Source organism: Christiangramia sp. OXR-203 (genome assembly GCF_034372165.1).
Classification (GTDB): Bacteria; Bacteroidota; Bacteroidia; order Flavobacteriales; family Flavobacteriaceae; genus Christiangramia.
The window spans coordinates 3,075,987-3,100,784 of sequence record NZ_CP139698.1 but is presented as its reverse complement, the minus strand read 5'-3'; the positions used below and the strand labels follow the sequence as shown (position 1 = coordinate 3,100,784).

At 39.2% G+C, this 24,798-nt stretch carries 28 protein-coding genes and 1 tRNA gene; 12 read left to right on the top strand and 17 right to left on the bottom strand.

The genetic code is table 11. From position 1 onward, the window contains the following. Nucleotides 1-67: 67 nt before the first annotated feature. The 8 genes from T8I65_RS14295 to ruvC all read right to left on the bottom strand — a co-directional run bounded on the left by T8I65_RS14295 (nucleotide 68) and on the right by ruvC (nucleotide 6,732). Nucleotides 68-1,072, bottom strand: a complete 1,005-nt coding sequence (locus T8I65_RS14295; RefSeq protein WP_322301228.1) for a metal-dependent hydrolase — start codon at nucleotides 1,070-1,072, stop codon at nucleotides 68-70. Nucleotides 1,073-1,114: 42 nt separating this feature from the next. Next, nucleotides 1,115-2,893, bottom strand: coding sequence for a MutS-related protein (locus T8I65_RS14290; protein ID WP_322301227.1), 1,779 nt, complete (start codon nucleotides 2,891-2,893; stop codon nucleotides 1,115-1,117). Continuing rightward, nucleotides 2,890-3,252: an MmcQ/YjbR family DNA-binding protein gene (locus tag T8I65_RS14285; RefSeq protein ID WP_322301226.1), complete on the bottom strand. Its 363-nt coding sequence runs from the start codon at nucleotides 3,250-3,252 to the stop codon at nucleotides 2,890-2,892. The genes T8I65_RS14290 and T8I65_RS14285 overlap by 4 nt, the downstream gene beginning before the upstream one ends. 30 nt (nucleotides 3,253-3,282) lie before the next feature. Then, on the bottom strand, nucleotides 3,283-3,897 hold the full coding sequence (locus T8I65_RS14280) for a DUF4230 domain-containing protein (protein WP_141878924.1): 615 nt from the start codon (nucleotides 3,895-3,897) through the stop codon (nucleotides 3,283-3,285). A gap of 1 nt (nucleotide 3,898) precedes the next feature. After that, on the bottom strand, nucleotides 3,899-4,213 hold the full coding sequence (locus T8I65_RS14275) for a DUF4260 domain-containing protein (RefSeq protein WP_322301225.1): 315 nt from the start codon (nucleotides 4,211-4,213) through the stop codon (nucleotides 3,899-3,901). Beyond that, a complete protein-coding gene (locus T8I65_RS14270; RefSeq protein WP_322301224.1) occupies nucleotides 4,210-4,962 on the bottom strand; it encodes a cyclase family protein in 753 nt (250 codons plus the stop codon). The genes T8I65_RS14275 and T8I65_RS14270 overlap by 4 nt, the downstream gene beginning before the upstream one ends. An 87-nt stretch (nucleotides 4,963-5,049) precedes the next feature. Beyond that, nucleotides 5,050-6,177 carry a radical SAM family heme chaperone HemW gene (gene hemW / locus T8I65_RS14265; RefSeq protein WP_322301223.1) on the bottom strand — a complete coding sequence of 376 codons (1,128 nt, stop codon included), beginning with the start codon at nucleotides 6,175-6,177 and terminating at the stop codon, nucleotides 5,050-5,052. A 3-nt stretch (nucleotides 6,178-6,180) separates the two neighbouring features. Then, on the bottom strand, nucleotides 6,181-6,732 hold the full coding sequence (ruvC, locus tag T8I65_RS14260) for a crossover junction endodeoxyribonuclease RuvC (protein WP_322302806.1): 552 nt from the start codon (nucleotides 6,730-6,732) through the stop codon (nucleotides 6,181-6,183). A gap of 94 nt (nucleotides 6,733-6,826) precedes the next feature. On the opposite strand from ruvC, the gene T8I65_RS14255 reads away from it, so the two are divergent. Further along, the gene (locus T8I65_RS14255) at nucleotides 6,827-7,966 is read left to right on the top strand and encodes a glycosyltransferase (protein WP_322301222.1); all 1,140 of its coding nucleotides are present in this window, start codon (nucleotides 6,827-6,829) and stop codon (nucleotides 7,964-7,966) included. Nucleotides 7,967-7,968: 2 nt separating this feature from the next. Here T8I65_RS14255 and T8I65_RS14250 read toward each other — a convergent pair whose 3' ends face one another. From T8I65_RS14250 to T8I65_RS14230, 5 genes are read right to left on the bottom strand one after another with little or no spacing between them, the layout of a single operon-like run. Next, a complete protein-coding gene (locus T8I65_RS14250) occupies nucleotides 7,969-8,442 on the bottom strand; it encodes a hypothetical protein (protein ID WP_322301221.1) in 474 nt (157 codons plus the stop codon). Nucleotides 8,443-8,502: 60 nt separating this feature from the next. Then, nucleotides 8,503-9,651, bottom strand: a complete 1,149-nt coding sequence (locus T8I65_RS14245; protein ID WP_322301220.1) for a tetratricopeptide repeat protein — start codon at nucleotides 9,649-9,651, stop codon at nucleotides 8,503-8,505. An 11-nt stretch (nucleotides 9,652-9,662) separates the two neighbouring features. After that, nucleotides 9,663-10,133 (bottom strand): hypothetical protein, encoded by a 471-nt coding sequence (locus T8I65_RS14240; RefSeq protein ID WP_322301219.1) that lies wholly within the window; start codon nucleotides 10,131-10,133, stop codon nucleotides 9,663-9,665. 19 nt (nucleotides 10,134-10,152) lie between these two features. Further along, complete coding sequence (locus T8I65_RS14235; RefSeq protein ID WP_322301218.1) at nucleotides 10,153-11,763, bottom strand: M56 family metallopeptidase; 1,611 nt, start codon at nucleotides 11,761-11,763, stop codon at nucleotides 10,153-10,155. A 2-nt stretch (nucleotides 11,764-11,765) separates the two neighbouring features. Beyond that, complete coding sequence (locus tag T8I65_RS14230; protein ID WP_322301217.1) at nucleotides 11,766-12,125, bottom strand: BlaI/MecI/CopY family transcriptional regulator; 360 nt, start codon at nucleotides 12,123-12,125, stop codon at nucleotides 11,766-11,768. A gap of 110 nt (nucleotides 12,126-12,235) precedes the next feature. Here T8I65_RS14230 and T8I65_RS14225 point away from each other — a divergent pair, with 110 nt between their 5' ends. The 11 genes from T8I65_RS14225 to T8I65_RS14175 all read left to right on the top strand — a co-directional run bounded on the left by T8I65_RS14225 (nucleotide 12,236) and on the right by T8I65_RS14175 (nucleotide 20,277). After that, entirely contained in the window at nucleotides 12,236-12,733 is a 498-nt protein-coding gene (locus T8I65_RS14225) for a DUF456 domain-containing protein (protein ID WP_322301216.1), read from the top strand. Between the two features lie 56 nt (nucleotides 12,734-12,789). Next, the gene (locus T8I65_RS14220) at nucleotides 12,790-13,842 is read left to right on the top strand and encodes an NAD(P)/FAD-dependent oxidoreductase (RefSeq protein ID WP_322302805.1); all 1,053 of its coding nucleotides are present in this window, start codon (nucleotides 12,790-12,792) and stop codon (nucleotides 13,840-13,842) included. 70 nt (nucleotides 13,843-13,912) lie between these two features. Further along, nucleotides 13,913-14,680, top strand: coding sequence for a TatD family hydrolase (locus T8I65_RS14215; RefSeq protein ID WP_322301215.1), 768 nt, complete (start codon nucleotides 13,913-13,915; stop codon nucleotides 14,678-14,680). A gap of 50 nt (nucleotides 14,681-14,730) precedes the next feature. Then, a complete protein-coding gene (locus tag T8I65_RS14210; RefSeq protein ID WP_322301214.1) occupies nucleotides 14,731-15,864 on the top strand; it encodes a 1-acyl-sn-glycerol-3-phosphate acyltransferase in 1,134 nt (377 codons plus the stop codon). Beyond that, a complete protein-coding gene (locus tag T8I65_RS14205; protein ID WP_322301213.1) occupies nucleotides 15,854-16,882 on the top strand; it encodes an asparaginase in 1,029 nt (342 codons plus the stop codon). Before T8I65_RS14210 ends, T8I65_RS14205 begins: the two co-directional genes overlap by 11 nt. Before the next feature lie 64 nt (nucleotides 16,883-16,946). After that, a tRNA-Ser gene (locus T8I65_RS14200) sits at nucleotides 16,947-17,034 on the top strand. 65 nt (nucleotides 17,035-17,099) lie between these two features. Next, nucleotides 17,100-17,903: a MotA/TolQ/ExbB proton channel family protein gene (locus T8I65_RS14195; RefSeq protein ID WP_026914051.1), complete on the top strand. Its 804-nt coding sequence runs from the start codon at nucleotides 17,100-17,102 to the stop codon at nucleotides 17,901-17,903. A 13-nt stretch (nucleotides 17,904-17,916) separates the two neighbouring features. Beyond that, nucleotides 17,917-18,354 carry a hypothetical protein gene (locus T8I65_RS14190; RefSeq protein WP_322301212.1) on the top strand — a complete coding sequence of 146 codons (438 nt, stop codon included), beginning with the start codon at nucleotides 17,917-17,919 and terminating at the stop codon, nucleotides 18,352-18,354. A gap of 1 nt (nucleotide 18,355) precedes the next feature. Next, nucleotides 18,356-18,964, top strand: a complete 609-nt coding sequence (locus tag T8I65_RS14185) for a biopolymer transporter ExbD (protein WP_322301211.1) — start codon at nucleotides 18,356-18,358, stop codon at nucleotides 18,962-18,964. Nucleotides 18,965-18,992: 28 nt separating this feature from the next. Beyond that, nucleotides 18,993-19,475, top strand: a complete 483-nt coding sequence (locus T8I65_RS14180; protein ID WP_322301210.1) for a biopolymer transporter ExbD — start codon at nucleotides 18,993-18,995, stop codon at nucleotides 19,473-19,475. 85 nt (nucleotides 19,476-19,560) lie between these two features. Next, nucleotides 19,561-20,277, top strand: a complete 717-nt coding sequence (locus tag T8I65_RS14175; RefSeq protein ID WP_322301209.1) for a porin family protein — start codon at nucleotides 19,561-19,563, stop codon at nucleotides 20,275-20,277. On the opposite strand, the gene T8I65_RS14170 is transcribed toward T8I65_RS14175, so the two are convergent. The 4 genes from T8I65_RS14170 to asnS all read right to left on the bottom strand — a co-directional run bounded on the left by T8I65_RS14170 (nucleotide 20,240) and on the right by asnS (nucleotide 24,735). Further along, a complete protein-coding gene (locus T8I65_RS14170) occupies nucleotides 20,240-20,878 on the bottom strand; it encodes a hypothetical protein (RefSeq protein WP_322301208.1) in 639 nt (212 codons plus the stop codon). The two genes, T8I65_RS14175 and T8I65_RS14170, sit on opposite strands and share 38 nt — an antisense overlap. Continuing rightward, nucleotides 20,878-22,341: an RNA polymerase factor sigma-54 gene (gene rpoN / locus T8I65_RS14165; protein ID WP_322301207.1), complete on the bottom strand. Its 1,464-nt coding sequence runs from the start codon at nucleotides 22,339-22,341 to the stop codon at nucleotides 20,878-20,880. The genes T8I65_RS14170 and rpoN overlap by 1 nt, the downstream gene beginning before the upstream one ends. A gap of 82 nt (nucleotides 22,342-22,423) precedes the next feature. After that, nucleotides 22,424-23,290, bottom strand: coding sequence for an RluA family pseudouridine synthase (locus T8I65_RS14160; RefSeq protein ID WP_322301206.1), 867 nt, complete (start codon nucleotides 23,288-23,290; stop codon nucleotides 22,424-22,426). A gap of 2 nt (nucleotides 23,291-23,292) precedes the next feature. Next, nucleotides 23,293-24,735, bottom strand: a complete 1,443-nt coding sequence (asnS, locus tag T8I65_RS14155) for an asparagine--tRNA ligase (protein ID WP_322301205.1) — start codon at nucleotides 24,733-24,735, stop codon at nucleotides 23,293-23,295. Nucleotides 24,736-24,798: the final 63 nt, after the last annotated feature.

Genomic DNA, 24,798 nt, shown 5'->3' with positions numbered 1-24,798 from the left:
TTGAGAAGCAAAGGTAGTTTAAAGCCATGCTTTTTTCAGAATTTCTGGCTTTTTCAGTAAAATAGATTCAATTTCCAAGGATTCTGCTCCACAATTCAGGAAGCAAGCTTTCTGCATTTTTCATGGAACGCTCAGTTTCAGTGGCGGTTAATTCTCCATCTTCTTCCTGTAGTAAAAAGCTGAAAATAAATGGCGCATTAGGATCATTCATATCCAGTTTTCCGAAGCGAAGATCATTGAAATAAAGTTGCTCGTTTTTCTCGCTGAAAGTATACCAGCCTTCGCTAATATCAATTAAACGCTTTAAGTTGGGGTCACCTGTAAGACTGTCGGCAAACGCATGATTCTTCGGTACTTCTTGAAAACTTATGGGTTTGGTGTCAAAAATGGAATAGTCGGCGATCAAAAAATGATCCTTAGCCTCAATATTTGCACTCCATAAAATACTATTCATAGGTGCAGGTCGTGTATCCATTCTTTGATAAGAAATCGACTGTTCTTCCAGAGCACTTTCGAATTTGTTATAAGTGATCCATTTAAGTGCAGGGGTGATCAATAACAGGTAAACGCTGCTAATAATTAAACCAAGCCGATTGTATTTCGTTCGTTTTGGATCATCCCGCTTTAAGCGTATTGCCATGATGAGCAGGACTAAAAACGGCAAGGTATAAAGTGGATCGATGACAAAGATATTCTTATAAGCCAGTCTTAGATCGAATGGCCAAAATAGCTGCGTGCCCCAGGTGGTATGTGCATCGAGCAGGGGATGAGTGAAAAGTCCCCAGAACATGAGCCATGACCAGTTCTTCCAGGTGGCTGCAGATTTTGATTCGATCTTTGAAATAAGCCATCCAAAAACCGGCGCGAACAGCACTGAAAATACTATAGAATGGGAAAAACCACGATGGATCTCGGTGGCAGTGATCGTATCATAAGCATAGCCTACAAAAGTATCCAGATCTGGAATGGTGCCGGCGATCGCCCCATAGAGCATCGCTTTGTTCCCAACTTTTTTTCCCAGAACAGCTTCTCCAACAGCTGCGCCCAATACAATTTGCGTCAATGAATCCATAAGTGGTGTAGTCTAATTCTCTTGTGAAAACTTACCTGTAGATCAATCTTCCACGATCTGCATTTTTCTAAGTAAGAACGAAGCATTCATATTCTGGCAAATTCCTTTTTTGAAGCGGTAGTCAAAATGAAGTTCATTGTTCTCGATTTCGGCATCAAAATAGTAATTTTTTACCTGCTCGAACTGGTTAGCAGTTTCGCATAAACTAAGATCGTGTGTAGCAATGATCCCCGTTGAATTGGATTTTACCAGGCGTTCAATGAATTTTTTTGAGCCAATCGCCTTATCTGTACTGTTGGTGCCTTTCAGGATCTCATCGAGAATGATAAAGTATTTCTCTGTCTGAATTTTATCGACGATATATTTCAGTCTTTTAAGTTCAGAAAAGAAATAGGATTCATCGTCACCCAGCGAGTCACTGGTACGCATGCTGCTTATCAATTTGATAGGTGTGTAGGTACAGGAATCGGCACATACCGGAAGTCCCATGTTCGACATTACGATTTGCAGCGCGACCGTTCTTAGAAATGTACTTTTTCCAGCCATATTCGCACCGGTAATGATAAAAAACTGGTCACTTTCTATTCTGAAATCGTTATCTACACGTTTAGTTTGCTTTAGAAGTGGATGCCCTAGTTCTTTTGCTTCTATGCAATCTGGTACTTCAGAGATCTTCGGAAAGGAATATTGTTGATGATTAAATGCGAAATTACCTAGGCTGTTGTAAGCATCGAAGTTTTCTACTGCTTTAAACCAGTTGCTAACTTCAGTTCGGTGCTGAAGTATCCATTTTTCCAGTCGGTAAGATTGTTTTAGATCCCAAAGCATAAATCCATTCGCAAGAAATCCGAATAGAAAATTATTCCGTTGATCCAGCGCATCAATTCCTTTACTGAATTCCTTTAATATTTCTGAAGCTTTCCGTTTTTCCGAAGCAATGGAAGTTTGAAGATCATGGAGAATAACCGACTCAAATTTTTCGTCTTCAATAAAGCCGAGTAGCTGGTAATATTGCTGAAAAGTATCCTGTACCTTTCCGATTGCAGAGGATAATTGATTGATCCTGCCAACGTATATGGCGGTGATCATGATGCCTATAAGCAACCATAATAGCAACTGGTAAAATCCAATAAAACTGAAATAATAGGCGAGTATGACTACCACAGAAATAGTCGTAAAAACTAATGGTAACCAGCGCATTACTGAAGGGACAAAAGCTTTATAATTTGCAATCCATTTGAGAATGGTCTTCGAAGAATTCTCGGTTCTTACCAGTGTAGCGGTAGCACTGAATTCCTGTCGCCAGTCGGCTTTGTTAGCGAGTTCTTTGATTGCTTCCTGTTTTTCAGAAATTCGGGCAGTGTCATTACTCAGTAGAAAAGATGAAAGTTTGCTGGCTCCTTCAGCTAAAGCAGTTCTATTGAGATATTGAAAAAAGCTTTTTCTTCCGAAGAGATCGATATCACGACTAAAATCATGATCTTCAACATCAAATTCCTTTCCCTTTGGTAAATTCAGAAAATCTCCAGTTTCGAGAACGTGGATCTCAGTTTCGTTTACAGAGATCAAAGCTTCCGTTTTATCCTTTTCGCGTTTAAGACCTGAATGTCTTGAGATCAGGAAGATAAATAGTGCCACGCAGCCGATGACCGCAGGAATAACGATTTGTACCTGATCGTAGAAAAAATAAATTGCGGCACATAAAGCAAGAAACACCAGTAATCTCAGGATACTCGAAACCGCCAGTTTTCCTGATAACTTCTTTCTATCCTGCTCGTATTTGTTCTTTCTATCCTTATAAAAAGCTAAAGGTTCTTTCATTCTAAACTATCTAATTCCTGCTTAAGTTTTCTGGTTAATCCTGCAACTACCAGTTCATAACTATGATCTATGAGTTTCCTGGTCAATTCCGGATCTACTCCACCATCCATTATTAACGTATTCCAGTGACGTTTATTCATGTGATAACCCGGTAAAATCGTTTCCGGATATTCTTCCCTTAGCTGAACAGCCCATTCTGGATCACATTTTAAATTCACTCTAAGTGGAACTTCATCGAGACTGGCAATGCTAAACATCTTGCCCATGACCTTAAAAACAAGATTATCAGGGCCAAATGGCAAATGCTCTGAAACCCCTCTTTTTAGTAAGCAATAATCCCTGAACTGGTCGATATTCATAAAAATTAGTGTTTAATATGAGGATACACTCTATTTTTCCAGTTTTGGAGCTTCCGTATTTTCGATGGTAAGTGCTGAATAATCGAGTTTCCAGCCAATGGTTTCCACGATCTTTTCCATAAGAGCGATCGTACCCAAAGCTTCTTTTTGTGCCTGCTCCATGAGTCCGCTTTGAGGGATCTTGTCTACAATGGTTTTTTTGGCGTCACGATTAATGTCTGTAAGGTCTGAGGTTGTAAAAGGATTCGCCCAACCTTCACGCTTATCATAATATTTAAAATCTGTTTCTATCGTTAATAATTCCGGTTGTGGGAAATTGGTAAGTATGATCTTTTTATTCTCATTATCGCTTTGCATTCTAACTTTGCTCAGATCAAAACCAACGTGGGCTTTCGCCTGTACCAACACGATGGCTTTCTTCTTTCCGAAGACCAGGCTAATGTATTTTTCTTTTAAATTCTCATAATGATAGATCTCAGAAAAATCACCTTCTACAGTGATGAATTTGCAAACGCTTCTAATCTTATCCATAAGAACAACAGATTGTTCATTGGTCTTCTCCATGGAACGATTCTTATTGAAGATCGAAAAAATAAAGTATGCAGCAACCGCACCAGCGGCAAGTCCTATAAATAGTAATTCCATATTATGTACCTATTTCACCTAAATGAGTGAATTTAAATCCTTTTTCATATTTAAGACCATATCCAAAACAACGATCAAAACTGGAATGTGCAAAAAGCATGATTCCCGTCAGGTAGATCGCAACGGCAATTCCTTTGCGATGAAAAATATTATAGGAATATGCACCAGTCTTATCACTTGCAAGATAACCCAACATGCCAATATCGGGAACTAAAAATAAGCCTGCAAACCACCACCTGCTATAATCCAGTGTTGTGAAGAGAAAAATACCCAGATTAAGCATGGCACATTCTTCGATTTTTAAACTAAGCTTCATCTGTCGAGAATTTTATACAAGACCGGTTTTGATGGTGCTGCGTCATTTTCGAAAGATGCCGGCTGCAAACTTAAAAAGTAGGCACCGTCCTCGATCTTGTTTGGAACATAGATCAATTCTGTGATCGTCGCATGGTAGCGAATCTCCTTCGGGTAGTTCCAGAAGGCTTTGTGAGCCAGAAGTTTTCCTTCATCCTTCTCTTTATCTACAGAAGGCTGATCTATAAGCAGGTGGTCAATTCCGTGTTCTCTCAAAAAATTAGCCGCCGCTTCCTCGAGATATGGCCAGTTTGTATGAGAATGATATTTGGAGATCTTACCAATATAATTTGGTAGTGTCCTGATAATGATCGCTTCAGCTGTAGAATCCTTTAAAGCTTTTTCGAATTTTGCTCTTCTGAAAATACGGTCTTCACCAGTAATTTCCGGTTCTAAAGAGATGACTTCTGCCTTAAAAAAGAAACGTTTTAAATGCTGCTGAATAAAATTCGGTTCTTTAGTGATATGACCAACACATTCGGTGTGCGTGGCGTGAGCGTGAGGATTAAAACTGATATTGTTGAAATTCACTGAAGCTCCCGCACTTACTTTGCCAATAAAATTGCCATCAACAACCGGCTTGATCTCGGGATGTTCCAGATACCAGGCGATTGGATTTTTTTCATCACCACGCAGACTAATGGAAATATCCAGAGGTTTGGAAAGATCCAAACGAAAATCTGAATTCTGGTAATGTATGCTGGCGATCATAAGAGATGAATATGCTCAACAAATGTAAGATTGTAAACCGATAATCGGCTAGCGCTGAAGTTGATATTTTTAAGGCCAGTCAAAATTTTAGTCATCGAGGTAAAAAAGCTCGGCAGCAATTCCATCGCTTAGAAATTTACCTTTTTCAGAAATATGAAATCCGGAATCACGCTTTTCAATTTGTCCGTTTTCAAGAAATATTTGTGATTGCTTTATAAAGTGTTGTTCGTAAAGCTTTCCAAAGTTGCGGTGAATATCATCTGAATTTACGCCGAATTTTGTGCGTAACCTCGTCATAATATATTCGTTATAGGAATCTGTTAGCGATAAAACTTCCTGCTGTTGCGGAATTTTATTTTCTTCTAATGCTGAAATATATAATGAATTATTGGCTACGTTCCAGCTTCTGGTATTGCCGTCATAAGAATGGGCAGACGGTCCAATCCCCAGGTAAGGTTTTCCCAGCCAGTATGCCATGTTATTTTGCGAGTGAAAGCCTGGTTTTCCATAATTTGAAAACTCATAATGTTCAAATCCGGCGTTTGTAAGCTTTTGCACCAGGATATCGAAATGCTTCCTGAACTTTTCATCAGTAACCGGTTGGATCTTTCCTTTTTTGATAAAAGTTTCCAGTGCTGTTTTTGGTTCTACGGTAAGCGCATAACTGGAAATATGAGGAATGTCTAATTTCAGGGCGATCTCTAAATTCTCCATCCATTGCTCCTCAGACTGTCCGGGAATTCCGTAAATAAGATCAATACTGATATTATCGAAATATCGCTTCGCAAGTTTCAGGCATTCTAATGCTTCCGTTGCGTTGTGAGCGCGATTCATCAATTTAAGATCAGCTTCAAAAAAGGACTGCACACCAATACTTAGTCGGTTTATTAGCGAATCATTCAGCATTTTCAAAACCTCTTCCGAAAGATCATCGGGATTTGCTTCGAGAGTGATCTCGGCACTGTCTGAAACTTTGAAATTCTGGTTGATGTTTAGAAAGATCGATTCTAGTTCTTCCGAAGAGAGTAGAGAAGGGGTTCCGCCTCCAAAGTAGATGGTTTGTATAGGTCCGGGAATTTCATTTTTTCGCAATTCCAGTTCCCTGCCAAGCATTTCGACAAGTTGCCCCTTCTTCTTTGTAGAGGTGGAAAAGTGGAAATCACAATAGTGACAGGCCTGTTTGCAAAAGGGAATATGAATATAGATTCCACTCATGATCTATTTGATCTTACCCGGGTTTTGCTTTACAAAGGCAGTCCAGCCCGTGTAACTTTTGCCAATTTCGGTTTTTCCAGAATTATAAAAGTGACAAACCGCTGCAGCCAGACCATCTGTTGCATCGAGGTTCTTTGGAAGTTTCTTGATCTTCAACATACTTTGCAACATTTTTGCAACCTGTTCCTTGCTGGCATTTCCATTCCCGGTTATAGCCATTTTAATTTTCTTCGGAAGGTATTCTGTAATCGGAACTTCGCGAGATAATCCAGCGGCCATGGCTACTCCCTGCGCCCGACCCAGTTTTAACATGGACTGCACATTTTTGCCGAAGAACGGTGCTTCAATGGCAATTTCATCGGGATGATAGGTATCTATAAGTTCTATGGTTCTCTCAAAAATAAGTTTCAGCTTTACATAATGATCGCTGTACTTGTTGAGCTGTAGTTCATTCATTTGAATAAAGCTCATGTTCTTATTAACTACCTTGATCAAGCCAAAACCCATGATCGTAGTTCCGGGGTCAATTCCCAGGATGATCCTTTCCCCTTGTATAGTTCTTTTCTCTGTCGTGCTACTCACTAAAATTGCCTAATTTGGACTACTGCAAAACTAATCATTTAAAATCTGGCGATCGCAATTTATGGCCATGCTTCCTGTCTACATCCTAGCCGGCATTTGTCTGTGTTATATAATTTTACTCTTATCACTTTTATATGGATGGAGAAATTTAAAATACAATCCTGCTTCTGTCCCTTCTTCTGAAACTGCTTTTTCCATCATCATTCCGTTTAGAAATGAGCAGGTGAATTTACCCGGCTTATTTGACTCTCTGAAGCGTTTGAAGTATCCAACACATAAGTTTGAGATCCTTTTGATCAATGACTCTTCTAAAGATGATTCAGAAAAAATGGTACAGGAATTTCGCAAAATGCATCCTGAACTTTCGATCGAGCCCCTGCAAAACCAGAGAGAATCTATTTCAGCAAAAAAAGATGCTTTAAAGGTCGGTGTAGAAAAATCCAGATTTGAATATATAGCGACTACAGATGCCGATTGTAAAGTTCCCGAAAACTGGTTACAGGGATTTGATGCTCAGATTGAGTCCGAAAATTCAGATCTTATTGCTGCTCCGGTAATACTGGACCAAGTTCATCCTAAAGATCCACTATTCCGAAAATTTGATCTTATTGACTTTATGAGTTTGCAAGCTACTACAGTCGGTGCTTTTGGATTGGGAAAACCGTTTATATGTAATGCAGCAAATCTATGTTTTAAGAAAACAGGGTTCCAGGAAGTTGGAGGTTATAAGCAGTCCAGCAACTTTGCAGGTGGTGATGATGTTTTTTTACTTCAGCAATTTAAAGAACACGAAAGAAAGATCGATTTTATAAGAAGCACTAATATGATCGTAACAACCGCAGCGCAGAAAGATCTTCGAAGCTTTTTACAGCAACGTTTACGCTGGGCAGCAAAATCTGCCGGCTACAAAGATAGTTTTGCCAGGTTTGCTGCTTTGACCGTGTTTCTAATGAATGCTGCAATGATCATAGGATTGGTGCTTTGCCTGTTCGACGCCAGCTATCTTCAGTGGCTTATGATTGCATTTCTTATAAAGTTTAATCTGGATTTTATGTTGATCTATAAAGCTGCGGTTTTCTTTGATAGGAAGGCAAGCATGCGAAGTTACGCCTGGAGTAGTATCGCCTACCCTTTGTTTTCTGCAGGAATTGCGCTGACTTCCCTATTCGTAGGTTTTAAGTGGAAAGGAAGAGACTACCGAAAATAGATTTATTCGGCTTTTACAACTACTGGCATTTTAAACACAGTAGATACAGGAATTCCTCTTTTACTGGCGGGATAAATTTCAGGTAAAGAATCGATACTTTGCCTGATCCAGTTCTTAATATCTGGTAATTGGTTGGTCACCGTGGTATCAACTTCTATGGATTCAACTTGCGGTTTCCCGTTCTTGTCGATTTCCAGGTATATAAAAAGCGTATCATCAATGCTTTTGGTCACTACAGGTTGCTGACTTGCCAGGTGGCTATAAATTGTCGTGGAGACCTGGCGGGCGAAGCAATCTTTAGCTTCGGCAAGATCGGTGAGATTCTGGCAATCTTCGAAAGCGGGATATTCATCCACTTCTTTCCAGTTCAACGTGCGTGATTCCTGCTCCAGAACCTCTTCAGAAGAAATTTTCCTGGTTTCGAAATTACAGGAGCACAGAACTGAAATGGCAACTGCGAATAATATCTTCTTCATTAAAAGTTAGCTTTCGGATTCCAAAAATAGTGAAATCTAGCAGGTTAGGAAAATTATCTGCTATTCCGAAAAATGCTCCTCTTTTTTAAGCTCACTCAACCTGTATTTCGCTATTTCGATCATTGTAGCATTCCCATTTCCGGCATACCTGTCAAGGTATCGCTGGTAATGTTCAGCAACAGATTTTTTATCTTCAAAATACCTGTCGGCAGTAAGAGCCAGTTCCAGCAAAGCTCTTTCGTTCTCTTCATTTTCTTCGATCGCAAATTTGAAAAATCGGTAGGCCTCTTTAAAATCTTCGAGTTCCTTTGAAGCAAGTCCAAGATTTAAAAATTCTTTGTCAACTCTGGGATTTTTTATAAAAAGGGCATTGTAGAAATGTTCTCTCGCCTCCTTATGTTTGTCCATCTCCATGAGAATGACACCAATGTTAGAATGCGCAGCGCTATTCATGTCATTAATTTCCAGCATTTTCTTATATGTTTCCAAAGCTTTTGGTAACTGGTTAGTCATACGATAGGCTTTTGCGAGCTTTTCCAGTACAAATTCTGAAGCTTCACCTTCTTCCACGATCGTATTAAACGCCGGTATCGCCTTGTCAAACTGAAAAGTAGACATATAGGCTTGCCCCAGAATAGATAAAAGACTTACATTTTTTGGACGTTTTTTTAAACCAGCCTTTGCAAGTACAATCGCTTCATGTTTTCTACCGCGAGCTAATTGATATTTACTTGTTTTATATAATGCACCTTGATGTGAAAAATCATAACTAACGGTTTCAAAAAATAAACGATTAGCCAGGGTATCCAGTTTGCGCTTCTCTTTGGTAAGCCCTAATCTATAGGTAAAGCCAGCATTTTCAGGATATCTTTCTTTTAAATTACTGAAGATGCTATCTGCCAGATCTAATTGTCCATTCTCAAGTAAAAGTTCTCCATAGTCCTGCATCGTTAAAACCTTCTCAGGATGTTGTTGTGTTACCTGTTTGTAATTCTCAAGTGCAGCTTTGATATTTCCTTCCGACTGCTGAAATTTCGCCAGTTTCAATAGAACTTTAGCATCTTTATCAGGCAGGTCTGTTAGCAATTGAATGGCTTCTTCACGATTGCCGACGGCTGCAAGACTATCAGCATTATTTAAAATGTCCTGCTGCGCATAGGTTGGCAGCAGGACAATTATTGTAAGAATCAGGGCTAGTAAAAATTTCAAATTATTGAATATTATCCGTTCTTATTTTCTTTTTGAGGCGTAGCAAATTCTATGGGTAAAGCATAGGCGATCGCGACTTTCTCACCTTCAAATTCACCCGCTTGCATCTTCGGTAATGAATATATCACGCGAGTGGCTTCAGCTTGCAGGCTGGCTCTTACTTCAGCCTCTTTTGCCAGAGATCTTGATTCAACCTCTCTAATTTTACCGTCCTGTCCTATCACAAATTTCACGACGATACGTTGGCGACCGCTAAGATTCAATTCCTTTCCCAAAGCGGTGTTGAAATTTTTGTTGACATGATTGGTGATTCGCTCCACCGTGCAATCTTTCTGATCGTTGCCTGTTAGCGATTCACATCCAGGATAAACCGGTGTTTTATCTGCCACCGCAAAGGGTGTAGCCATATCCTGGCTGAAGCCTGAAAAAGAAATTAGCAATACAAAGAGGCTAAGTAGATTTTTAATTTTATTGATTCTCATAATCTTGTTTTTGAATTTATTATTGGACCTTAAATGCGATTGGTAAACTATACATGACACTTACGGCACGACCATTTTGTTCTCCAGGAATAAATGATGGAAGTTCAGAAATTACTCTTTTAGCTTCCTCTTCTAATCTCGGATGCGGAGCTCTTGACCTAATATCCTGAACCTGTCCGTTTTCATCAATTCTGAATTGAACGATAACACGATTTATTCCTTCAAGTCCTAATTCCTTTCCCAGGGAAGTATTGAAATTCTTGTTGACGAATTTTGAAATTTCAGAAGAAGTACAGTTTTTTCTGGCGTCATCCACCCACTGGTCACATTCCTGAAAGGCAGGAACTTTATCGATTACGGCAAATGGTACTTCGGAAGCATTATCATATGCACTGTTATCTTCTACTACTTCAATTTCTACCGGCTGACTTTTTCTGTAGGCGACATATTCATCATAGGTTTGATTCATTCGATTCTGCCATTCCTTATCTTCTTCTTTATTATATGTGCCATCTCTCATTGATCTTTCCATGGCATTCTGGTGTATCATCTCTAGGTAAACCTGAAATCGATAAAATGCTTCCTTGGACTTAACGTGTTTTTCCTTTTCTATCATAAATGCATCAGCAATTTCGAAAAATTCAACACCTTCTTCCTGCATAATTTTAAGTTCATCCCGTAGAGATTGTTTTAATTCCTCATCAGAAGCGCCCTTTACGTCTGCAGTTGTCAATTGTTCTGGTGAATTATCATCGGAGCATGCTACATAAGTGAGCATTAGCATTAGCATGGGAACGATGAGTAAAAACTTGAATTTTGAAATGTTGGATGATTGATTTTTCTGTAACATAATGATTCGTTTTTTGATTAATGAATGACTAAAAAATTGATTGGTGAATGAAAAGTTTTCTGTTCCGAAGGCGGTATTTAGCAACTGTTCGAAATATTGCTTTTTTCCCGATTTCTGAACGGTGGTACTATCAGCAATATACTCATGAAGCGTGGCCAGACGTGACTGGAAAATATAGATAAGCGGATTGAACCAGAACAGGATTTTCAATAACTCGAAAACCATCAAATCAAAACCGTGATGATCGTGCAGGTGCACCAGTTCATGAGTGATGATATGCTGTCGATCTTTTTCTGAAATCTGGTCGCCTATGTATAATTTGTTGAAATAGGTGAAAGCAGTATCAGAATTTGGAACCTCTCTTAGCTCGTAATAGCGAGCATGAAGAATTTTACTTTTTCGAGCGATCTTCTGAAGTTTAATAAGCTTGAAAATAAATATGCTTAAACTAATGACTACCCCTGCAAGATATAACCAGGACAACCAGTTGAACGATAGATCTGCCTGAACAGGATTCGTAGATGCGACGTTCGAGGTTCCACCAATCATAATCTCGGGCATTAAGATCATTGTTTGATCACTGAATTGTTGCATGACGCGTGCTGGTGCACTTTGCTGTAAGCTCCCAATTTTAATAAATGGTATTAGAAACGACAGAATAGGAGTGGCAATTAAGTACGCACGGTTAAGTTTAAAAAAGGTTTCTTTTTCCAGCAATACTTCGTAGATCACGAAAAATGCCAGCTGGAATAAAATTACCTGGATGATATAATGTTCCATCACTAATTATCTTTATTGATTTCTTTTAAAATTGCTTCGAGATCTGTTGATTTCATCTCGTTCTTTTTCATAAAAAAGCTAACCATACTTTGAAATGAACCGTTAAAATAATTGTTCATCAATTGGTTGATGCTCTGGTTGCTATAGGTCTCTTTTTCAACTTTCGGAAAATAGATGTAACCTTTTCCTTTTTTTCTATGATCCACAAATTCCTTATTCTCCAGGATTCTTACGATCGTCGAAACCGTATTGTAAGCCGGTTTGGGCTCGGGCATTTCATCAATGATTCCGTTTACGTTAGATTCTTTTAAACACCAGAGAATCTGCATGATCTCTTCCTCTGCTTTGGTCAATTGTTTCATGGTAAATGAATAAGTTAAAGCTAATATAGAACTAATCTTTTAGTTTGAACTAATTATTTAGTTAAAAAATGAAATTAAGTTGATTATCTTCGTTCAGAAAAAGAAATAGTATGGAGATAGTATTGTTAAGTGTGGCAGCGATTTTTATGATCCTGGGAATCCTGGGAAGTTTTCTGCCGGTCTTGCCCGGAGTGCCTTTGAGCTGGATTGGGCTGCTTATATTTTTCCTTATTCCAGGAGTAGGAGTGAATTACGTTTTCCTTGGAATCACGCTTTTTGTTGCCATCCTTTTTTATATTCTGAATTTTGCCATTCCAGCAATGGGAACCAAGAAATTTGGAGGAAGCCGCAAAGGAATGATCGGTGCGACTATAGGTTTGATCATTGGGATCTTTGCTCCATTCCCATTCGCAATTCTTATTTGTCCCTTTGTAGGTGCTTTCATTGGAGAAATTCTAAATAAATCTGATTCCAGGACCGCTGGAAAGGCTGCTTTCGGTTCTTTTCTTGGTCTGCTGGCTTCAAGCTTTATGGAATTCATCGTCACCTTTGCATTTCTTATCCTCTTCCTTTACCAATTCTGGAGTTATAAGGAGCTTATATTCTGAAAGATCTGATTTTCAGAAACCTTTAAATAAGCGTACTTTTGCAAAAAAGTTAAATGATGTTGGATTTTATCGTGGTAGGAGCGGCACAGGCAGGTTTGGCCATGGCGTATTATCTAAAACAACAGGGTCATAACTTCCTGGTAGTGGATAAAGAAGACGAAATTGGTGCTTCCTGGATGAATCGATGGGATTCTCTTACTCTTTTTACTCCTTCTGAATTTAATAATATGCCCGGGATGGAATTTCCAGCCGAAAAAGGACATTATCCATCTAAAACTGAAGTAGCTGGGTACTTTAAAAAATACGTGCAGAAGTTTGATATTCCGGTTCAGTTAGAAACTTATATTCAAAAAATCACCCGAGTAAATGATCATTTTCTGCTGAAGTCGCCGCAAGGTGATCTAAAAGCCAGAAATGTAGTTATTGCTACCGGGCCATTTCATATTCCCTATACACCAGCTTTCTCTAAAAAGATATCTTCTGAAGTTTTTCAGATTCATAGCAACTATTATAAGAATCCAGACCAGTTACAGGCAGGTCCTGCGATGGTGGTAGGAGCCGGAGATAGCGGATTTCAGATCCTCGATGAAATCTCTGAAAGTAATCGTAAAACCTATTTTTCAGGAACTACAGATGTAAAAGTACTTCCGCAGGAAATATTGGGTAAAACATTATGGTGGTGGTTTACAAAATCTGGTTTTTTAAGCTTCAGTAGAGATACATGGCTGGGAAAAAAGATCAGTAATTCGCGGCAACCCGTAATTGGAACAGACGTAAAAGGGATTCTGGCCAGAGAAAATGTTAGCGCTGTGGGTAAAACGAAAGATGCTGAAAACGAACGTATTCTTACCGAGAAGGAAGAACTTCGGGATATAAAGAATATCGTCTGGGCTACTGGTTACCGACCAAATTTTGAATGGATCGAAGGACTGGAACTGGCAAAAAACGGCTATCCTGAACATTATCGCGGAGTAAGTAATATGGAAGGTCTTTATTTTATAGGTCTGCCCTGGCTTCATACCAGAGGTTCTGCAACCCTGGGCGGAATCAAGAAAGATGCTGCTTATCTCGCCGGGAAGATCGCTGAAAAGCATTCGGTTTCAGTATAAAAACCTTTCGGTAACAAGAACTTCAGCTAAATTGGTTTTATGATTGTGTTGCATATCTTACTTTTGCGATATGACAGTTACAGATACGCACACTCATTTATATAGTGACTCATTTGATGGCGATCGGCAACAACTTATTCAGGATGCCATCGCTCAAAATGTGACCCGTTTTTTCATTCCGGCGATAGATTCAGAAACTACCCAAAGTATGTATGAGCTGGAAAAAGCATTTCCAGATAACATATTTTTGATGATGGGATTACATCCTACTCATGTGCAGGAGAATTATGAAGATGAATTAAAGCATGTGGAAGAGGAACTTGCAAAGCGTGAATTTTACGCTGTAGGTGAAATTGGAATCGATCTGTATTGGGATAAATCTACACTGGAAATTCAGCAGGACGCATTTAGAAGACAGATACAGCTTGCAAAAAAGTATAAACTTCCAATAGTTATTCATTGTCGTAATGCCTTTGATGAGGTATTTTCAGTATTAGAAGAAGAAAAAGGTGATGATCTTTTTGGAATCTTTCATTGCTTCACTGGGAATTTTGAGCAGGCGCAAAAGGCACTTTCTTATAATATGAAACTCGGCATTGGAGGAGTGGTCACTTTCAAAAACGGTGGAATCGACAAATTCATGGCTCAAATTCCGCTAGAGCAGATCGTTCTTGAGACAGATGCTCCATACCTGGCTCCTAAACCTTTCCGCGGAAAAAGAAATGATCCTGTCTATATAATAAAGGTTGCCGAGAAATTAGCTGAATTATATGAACTCCCAGTGGAGACTATTGCTGAGGTAACTACCAAAAACTCAAAGGAAGTCTTTGGAATCTAAAGCTGTTAAACATAAATTTTGTTCATTTGTTGAACTAATATTAGAGATAGGTGCAAAATTTTGATGATATACGTTTTTACGACGATGAAGAGGTAAATCCTGCTTTGCAGCAGTATGTGAAACACCCTATGGTAAAAGCGCTTCTGCAATTTACCTTTCCCGATCTGGAATATGACGAGATAAGGACCATACTCGCAGATTGTTATTCTATTAGGGATTTTCAAAGCAAGGTGATTTACTATAGTGTAGAGAAAGTTCTGGAGAAAACCAGTGAGGGTCTTAGTGACCGTGGTTTCGACAAACTTGATCAGGAAGAATCATACTTCTATATTTCCAATCACAGGGATATTCTTTTAGATACTTCATTACTTAATTATACGCTGTATAATCATGACCTGGTCATGACTGCTTCAGCTATTGGTGATAACCTGGTACAGAAACCTTTCCTGGCTGCCCTGGCAAAGTTGAATCGTAATTTTTTGGTCCTTCGAAATCAGAGTCCGCGTGAGATGCTAAAAAGTTCCATGCGCCTTTCAGAATATACAAGAGGATTACTCGAAGATTCAAGATCGATCTGGATGGCGCAAAGAGAAGGACGAACCAAAGACGGTAATGATGTGACTCAGCAGGGCGTTCTCAAGATGATCGGGATGGCCAAGGGTGACCTGGACCTTCTCGATTACCTTGCCAAGATCAAAATAGTACCGGTTTCCATTTCTTATGAATTTGATCCTACAGATATGCTTAAAATGCCGGAAGTATTGGCAAAAAGGATGCAGGAAGAATATAAGAAAAGCGCAAATGAAGACTTTAACAGTATCATGCAGGGCGCGATGGGACAGAAAGGTAGAATACGCTTGAATGCGGGCAAAGTGATCACTACGGAAGACCTCGATTATATTCGTAAGCAGAATCTTTCAGTCAATGATCAGCTTCAGGCAGTTTCCAAACTCATTGATAAAGCGATCCATAAAAATTATAAGTTATGGCCATCGAACTATATAGCCTGTGATCTGCTAAGAAACGAAGAGCGATTTACAGATAAATACACAGAAAAGGAAAAAAGACAGTTTGATCGCAGAGTGAGCAGGCGGGTGGATATCAAAAATCCGCTGGCTTTGAATAGTTACCTGTTAATGTACGCGAATCCTGTAATTAATAAACTGGGACTTAATGAAGGATAATTCCAAGATACTACTTGTTTATACCGGTGGTACCATTGGGATGATCAAAGATTATGAGACTGGTGCATTAAAAGCTTTCAATTTTGATGAGCTTTTGCATAATATTCCGGAATTGAAGATCCTTGAGCATGAGATCGAAACCATGACATTTGGTGATCCTATCGACTCTTCTAATATGAATCCCGAATACTGGGTCAAGATCGCGAATGTGATCCATGAACGATTCGATGATTATGATGGATTTGTGGTTCTGCATGGTAGCGATACGATGTCGTATACGGCTTCCGCCCTTAGTTTTATGTTCGAAAATCTAACGAAACCAATCATTTTTACTGGTTCGCAGTTACCTATTGGGGATCTGCGAACAGATGCAAAGGAAAACCTTATTACAAGTATTCAGGTTGCAGGTTTAAGAAAAAATGGAAAGCCGGTTATTTCTGAAGTCGGACTTTATTTTGAATACAAATTATACCGGGCGAACAGAACTACGAAGATCAATGCCGAGCATTTTCAGGCTTTTTCTTCTATGAATCATCCTGCTCTGGCAGAGTCTGGTGTTTATCTTTCGGTCAATTACAAGGCGCTTTGGGCTCCTAATAGAAAGCAGAAAACAAAATTACATACAGGTTTTGACGATAATATACTCGTATTAAAAATGTTCCCGGGAATAAGCGAGAGTACGGTGGAGCATATTCTGGCTAAACCTGGACTAAAAGGAGTGGTGTTAGAGACTTATGGTAGTGGGAATGCACCAAATTCATCCTGGTTTCTCGAACTTCTTCGGAAGAAGATAAAAGAAGGGCTTTTTGTGGTCAATGTAACGCAATGCGTAGCCGGAAGTGTTAACATGGGGCAGTATGAAACCAGTGTAGGTCTTAAGAAAGTAGGGGTAGTTTCCGGAAAGGATATCACTACCGAGGCTGCGGTAAGTAAACTAATGTACCTGATAGGTAAAGACTTATCTCCAAAAGTTTTCAAAACGATCTTCGAAACCTCACTTCGAGGTGAAATGTCTTAAAATTAATGGCGGGTTTCTTGACGGGTAATTATTTTTTTCGTTATTTGCCGAGCCTAACAAATACAGAGAGGTGGCCGAGTGGTCGAAGGCGCACGCCTGGAAAGTGTGTATACGTCACAAGCGTATCGAGGGTTCGAATCCCTTCCTCTCTGCTAAGTGTTTATTAAAAATAATTTATATCTTTAACCTTTAACTAATTAAATTAAGACAAACAGTAATGAAAAGATTATTTTCTATTTTGGTAATCGCCGCGATTACGGTTCTTGGAACCTATAATCTACAGGCGGCTAACGGTACGAATAATTTGCCAGGAACGATTGTGAGCTTTGTACAGGATGACGAAGAAGCAATGGCCGGTGATGATCTGGAAGAAGAAGAACTTGGTTTTCACCAGGAGCTTAAGAAACGTTTCATCGAAGGTGGTCCAGGTTTTATGGGAATCGTACTTTTGTGTTTAATTCTTGGTCTGGCAATTGCCATTGAGAGAATTATCTTTTTAAACCTATCTACAACGAATACTAAGAAGTTGGCTCAAAATGTTGAGGATGCACTTCATAGTGGTGGAGTAGAAGCAGCTAAGGAAGTTTGTAGAAATACAAAGGGACCTGTTGCCTCAATTTACTACCAGGGTCTTGACAGAGCAGACGAAAGTATCGAAGCTGCTGAGAAGGCAGTAGTTGCTTACGGTGGTGTTCAAATGGGACAACTTGAGAAGAATGTTTCTTGGGTATCTTTATTTATTGCACTTGCACCAATGCTTGGTTTCATGGGTACTGTAATCGGGATGATTCAGGCGTTTGACCGTATTGAAGCAGCTGGAGATATGCAGCCTTCACTTGTAGCAGGTGGTATTAAAGTAGCACTTCTTACAACTGTATTTGGTTTGATCGTTGCGATTATTCTTCAGATTTTCTACAACTACATCATTGCTAAGATTGATAGCATTGTAAACGATATGGAAGATGCATCTATTCTTCTTATCGATATGTTGGTAGCTTACAAGAATAAAAAACGAATCTAAGACAACGTAAATTATGACCTTACATAAAGTATTAAAATATCTGGCACTCGTGATCGGTGTGATTGGGTTAATTCTTCTGGGAAGAATTATCGCGACCGGTGACGATGCTATAAAAGCCTCGGCAGACCTACAGGGGAGTCACTTAGACCCTTTCATGTGGATCGCATACCTGGTTCTTGCAGTAATCGTTGTATTGGTTGCTATCTTTGTGATCGTAGGTTTATTCAGAGGAAATATTAAGAACACAATTATTGCCGTGGGATCTTTTGCAGTGATCATTATCGTAGCTTATGTACTAAGCGACGGTGAGGCAACTCAATTGAAAGATGGTACTATGCTGTCTGCATCTGGTGATCACTGGGTGGGCGCAGGATTAATTACCTTCTATATACTTGCAGGAATTGCGATTGCTGCAATGGTATTCTCTGGAATAAAAAAATTAGCTAAATAATATGGCAAAGAGATCAGCACCGGAAGTGAACGCCGGGTCTATGGCAGATATCGCCTTCTTACTTCTTATCTTCTTCCTGGTAACAACTACCATTGAGACAGATAGCGGGATTAGCAGGAAATTACCGCCATGGCAACCTGAAGAGCAGGATCCTCCGGTTATTAAACAACGAAACATCTTTACGGTGCTTGTGAACAGTAATAACGAGCTGCTGGTTGAAGATGAGAGCATGGAAATTGGAGAACTGCGTGAGGCAGCTGTTGAATTTCTTGATAATGGTGGTGGTGAAGGTGATGAAGCCTGTAGTTTCTGCCAGGGAGCTAAAGATCCTGGATCTTCAGTAAATCCACAAAAAGCTATTATTTCTTTGGTCAATAACCGTGGAACGGAATACGGAACCTATATCGCTGTACAGAACGAACTTGTAGCTGCTTATAATCAGCTTAGAGATCGCGAAGCTCAGAGAATGTATGGGACGACTTTCACGAAGATGGAGAGTGATTACAACGATCCGAGATATACTGGTGACAAAGAGGCTTTGAAGGAGAAGATCGATGTAATATCTGATATGATTCCTCAGAAATTATCTGAAGCCGAACCAACGAGTTAGAACTTAACTAAAGAAAACGACTTAAATTATGTCAAAGTTTAAAAAGAAGAAATCTGGAGATTTGCCTGCTGTAAACACGGCATCTTTACCTGATATCGTTTTTATGCTATTGTTCTTCTTTATGGTTGCAACTGTGATGCGTCAGAATACTTTAATGATTCAAAACAATTTACCGTTCGCAGACCAGGTTGAGAAACTGGATAAGAAGGATTTGATCATGTACATCTATGCTGGGAAACCAAGCCAGAGATACCAGGCTAAGTATGGGAACGAAGCTAGAATTCAATTGAATGATAAGTTCGCTAGTGTTGAAGAAGTGCAGAAATTTATCTATGCTGAAAGAGAATCTAAGCGTGAAGAACTGATTCCATATCTTACAACTGCTTTAAAAGTAGATGAAGAAACCAATATGGGACTTGTATCTGATATCAAGCAGGAACTAAGAAAAGCAGAAGCGTTGAAAATCAACTACACTACCAAAAAGGGAGAAGCGGATAGAAACGTAAACTAATATCTTTTCAATTTTATTATAGAAAGCATCCTGTCCGGGTAATACCAGGCAGGATGTTTTTTATATTTACAGCATATTTGAAACCATGAGGATCAACCTGATCATTCTTAGCTTAATACTACTATTTCCCGCAGTTTCTTTTGCGCAGGAAGATGAGCGACAGTACAAGATCCCGGATTCAGTACCTTTCACAATTGACAGTCTTTATAGAGAAGATCAATTCTACGTTGGTTTTAGTTTCAACCTTATCACTAATAAACCTGAAGCTATTTCCCAGGAAAGTTTCTCCGGAGGTATAAACCTTGGAGTGATACGAGATATGCCTTTAAATGAACGTAGAAACGTAGCTCTAGGTCTAGGGTTTGGATGGGGAATTGATAGTTATGGTCAGAATTTGCGTATCACGAAGTCTGCATCTGGAGTTACAGAATTTCAATCATTGCAGGGCATAGATTACGAAACCAATCGTTATACGACGCAGCAGTTCGAAATGCCGCTGGAGTTTAGATGGCGTACTTCAACAGCAGAATCTTATAAGTTCTGGAGGATATATTCCGGAGTCCGTTTAGGGTATATTTATAACTTCAGAAGTAACTATAAAGATGACGCAGAACAAAGTCTTATCAATGATCTTTCAGAATTAAATAAATTCAGGGCTGGAGCAACTTTTACCTTTGGTTACAATACTTTCAACTTTCATTTCTACTATTCATTGATCCCTTTTTTCAAGGATGCATCACTTCAAAATGAATCTTTAGATGTGTCTACCTTAAAAATAGGTCTGACATTCTATATTCTGTAAACCACAGGTTGAAGAGGAGCAATTGCGGACCTAGACCCAAAAGACTTCCAAACCATAACTCTGAGCTTGTATGAGCTTGGAAATAAAGCCTCGATGATGCTGTGAGTCCGCAGGCGATGATAAGAAAAGCCAAGGTATAGATATAATAAAGGTGAAAGTAAATACAAAAGCCTGTAACAAACATTAAAAGTCCTGTAATCCCCATCATATGCAAACTAACTTTAAGCCTGAACCAGCTTAAAGTATATGCTAATAATGTTGAAATTAGTATCCCTGCGAAGTAATAATACAGCCCAGGATAATTATAGAAGTTTAAGATTTGATGTAAAACCATCAGGATTAACAGACAAAAGAAAAAGAGCGGCCATCGCCTTTCTTCAACCTTCTCAAGAAAAACCGACTCCGCCTTTCCAAGATTCTTCAGTAAAAAATAGAACACTACCGGGATGAATATGGTAATAATTGCTATAGCCATTAATTTGGCCTTCACAATCTCGTCTGGAAAATACCTTGGTATAAAAATAAAGTAAAACAGACTTCCAAAAAATGGCATCCACAAAGGATGGAATACGTAGGAGGAGAGTCTAAGTAGGATTTTCATTAGATCTCTTTTCGCAGTCTTGCTACAGGAATATCCAGTTGTTCGCGATATTTCGCAACCGTTCTTCTGGCGATAGGATATCCTTTACTTTTTAAGACCTTTGCGAGCTTCTCGTCTGTAAGAGGCTTCCTTTTATCTTCTTCCTCAATAGACATTTCCAGGATCTTCTTAATTTCTCTAGTGGACACTTCTTCACCCTGATCGTTTGTCATCGATTCCGAGAAGAACTCTTTAATGAGTTTGGTCCCATAAGGAGTATCAACATATTTGGAATTCGCCACTCTTGAAACTGTAGATACATCCATCTCAATTTCATCGGCAATATCTTTAAGAATCATGGGTCTTAGATTTCGCTCATCACCGGTGAGGAAATATTCTTTCTGGTAATTCATGATCGAACTCATGGTAACCATAAGCGTTTGCTGCCTTTGCTTAATCGCTTCAATAAACCATTTTGCGGCATCAAGTTTTTGCTTAATGAACATGACAGCATCCTTCTGAGCCTTTGTCTTTTCCTTTGATTCTTTATAACCTTTAAGCATGTTACTGTAATCCCTTGAGATATGCATTTCAGGAGCGTTTCTTCCATTAAGGCTCAACTGTAGATCACCATCTTCTATTTTGATGGTAAAATCTGGTATCACATGCTCTACCATTCTCGTATTTCCAGAATAGGCACCACCAGGCTTAGGATTTAAATGTTCAATCACATCTATAGCTTCACGAAGGTCGTCTTCGCTTATATCGTGACGGGTAAGAAGTTTGTTGTAGTGTTTTTTGCTAAAATGATCAAAAGAGCGTTCCAATAGATCTTTGGCTAGTTCCACCTGTCTTGTAGATTCTCTGCGGTTTAGCTGAATGATCAAACATTCTTCAAGACTACGCGCACCAACACCAGCCGGATCCAGACGTTGAACTTTTTTAAGTACTTTTTCAACCGTTTCCTCGTCTGTATAAATATTCTGGGTAAATGCAAGATCATCTACAATATCCTGAATGCTTCTTCTTATATATCCGCTTTCGTCCACACTTCCCACCAGGAATTCTGCGATATCCTGCTCAATATCATCCAGTCTTATCGTGCTTAACTGAGTTTTCAAATGTTGTGTAAATGAAGTTCCAGCGGCATAAGGCACCTGCTTGTCTTCATCATCTGCACTGTAATTATTAGCATTTAGGCGATAACTTGGAATTTCATCATCACTCAGATATTCATCAACGTCTATTTCAGTCTCAATACTTTCACTATCGGTATCGTATTCATCGTCTGAATTATCATTTCCTATATCATCATATTCGTCGACACGATCTTCCTTTCCATCCTCCAGCGCCGGGTTCTCTTCCATTTCCTGCTTGATTCGCTGCTCAAAAGCCTGGGTAGGCAATTGAATAAGCTTCATCAACTGGATTTGTTGCGGAGAGAGCTTCTGAGATAGTTTAAAATTTAATTGTTGTTTTAGCATAAAAGAGTGCTTGTCTAACAAAAATAAGGAAAAATCGATCCAAGTTGGCTTTGGCACGAACTATGTTCGTGGTAAATTTTTGTTAAGACAGCTTATGACGGTATAGGTTTCTAAACCTCTTCGGAAGCTTTAACTCAAACTTCATTTCTTCCGAAGTAATAGGATGCTCAAAACTAATTCCGGAGCTAAATAGATACAAATTCTTATTCTGAAAATACCTTTCTTCGATTCCATAAATTGCATCTCCCACAATGGGTAAAGCCATTTTGCTTAGATGGATGCGGATCTGGTGCGTACGACCTGTAATGGGTTTGGCTTTCACCATAGAAAAAACTTCATCCTCAATTTTAAAATTATCAATTGGTTCTAAAATAGTCGTAGCAGCTTTACTGTCTATGCTTGCATTCTGTGTTAACGCGTTTTGTAGCTGCCCGTGCACCACCGCATAATAAGTTTTATGGATGGATTGATTTTCGAAAGAGCTGTGTAATGCTTGCTGTACTTTCCTGGTTTTGGCAACAAGAATAATACCGGCGGTAGGATTATCCAGTCTGTGAACAGGAACCGGATATCTTAAAGCATCCTCTAAATTTGATACAGATAAATTATACGGAAGCGCATTTTCCAATGTTCGAAAATAATTGCCGTTGGTAGGAATACCTGAAGGTTTGTGCACTACAGCAAGATATTCATCTTCATATAGTATTTCAAGTGTAAATTTGAAGATCTCTCTTCGCTGAATTTCATTTTCAAGAAGTTCGATCTTCTGTCCCGGGTGGATCCAGTCTGCAGTGGTTGCTTTTTCTCCATCCAATAAGACAAGTTTCTTTGCGATCGCTTTTTTTAGTGCCGACCGGCTATTTACTTGTGGGAAAATAGAAATCGCATACTCCTGCAACCGGATCTTATGTTCGATTGCAGGAACTGTATGCGATGCTATAATATTCAATCTTAAAATTCTGCATTTTGCGGTGTTCTTGGAAAAGGGATTACATCTCTAATATTACCCATTCCGGTAGTGAACTGAACAAGTCTTTCAAAACCAAGTCCAAATCCGCTATGAACGCAGGTTCCGAACTTACGGGTGTCAAGATACCACCATAGTTCTTCTTCCGGAATGTTCAATTCTTTCATTTTCTCTTTAAGCACATCCAAACGTTCTTCACGCTGGCTTCCTCCCACGATCTCCCCAATTCCAGGGAATAGAATGTCCATCGCTCTTACTGTTTTTCCGTCTTCGTTCAAACGCATGTAGAATGCTTTGATCTTCGCCGGATAATCGAAAAGAATTACCGGTGTTTTAAAATGTTTCTCAACAAGATAACGTTCATGCTCACTTTGAAGATCTGCACCCCATTCCTCGATTATATAATTAAATTTCTTCTTCTTGTTTGGCTTAGAATTCTTCAGGATCTCGATAGCTTCGGTATAACTAACTCTTTTGAAATTGTTTTCCAGCACAAAGTTGAGCTTCTCCATAAGACCCATATCGCTTCTTTCAGCTTTTGGCTTCAGCTGATCTTCTTTTTCCTGTCTTTCAGCAAGAAATTCCAGGTCATCTTTAGAGTGTTCCATCACGTATCTAATTACGTATTTAATGAAATTTTCAGCCAAATCCATATTTTGATCCAGATCACAGAAAGCCACTTCTGGCTCGATCATCCAGAATTCAGCTAAATGTCGGGAAGTATTCGAGTTTTCGGCTCTAAAAGTTGGGCCAAAAGTATAAACCTGCCCCAAACCAAGTGCAAAGGTCTCAGCTTCGAGTTGTCCGGAAACCGTCAGGTTAGTTTCTTTTCCGAAGAAGTCTTCCTTATAATTAATGCTGCCATCCTCATTTTTTGGAGGATTTTTCATATCCAGCGAAGACACGCGAAACATTTCTCCAGCACCTTCAGCATCACTACCCGTAATGATTGGGGTGTGAACGTGGTAGAAGTTCTTTTCCTGGAAATATTTGTGTACTGCGAAAGACAGTTTGCTTCGCACACGCATGATCGCGCCAAAAGTATTCGTACGTACGCGTAAATGCGCCTGTTCACGTAGTTTCTCCATACTATGCTTCTTTGGCGATAGAATGGTAAGTTTCACTTCTTCAGGATTCGCATCCCCCAGAATTTGAATTTCTGAAACTTCAATTTCAACACGTTGCTGACTGCCAAGACTCTCCTTCAAAGTTCCTTTAACAGATATAGCTGCACCTACGTTTATACGATTGATGGTTTCCTCATCGGTATTTTCAAAATCGATAACGCATTGCAGGTTTTTCAAAGTAGAACCATCGTTAAGCGCAATAAAACGATTACTACGGAAAGAGCGTACCCATCCCTTGACATGGTGTTCCTGTAAAAACTGATCGCTTTCAAGTATTTGAGCGACTTTTGCTTGTATCATTTAGTTGAAATTTAGAAAAAACAAAGATAGTTTTTCGCCTGAAGCTTAGCAAGCAGGCTGTTT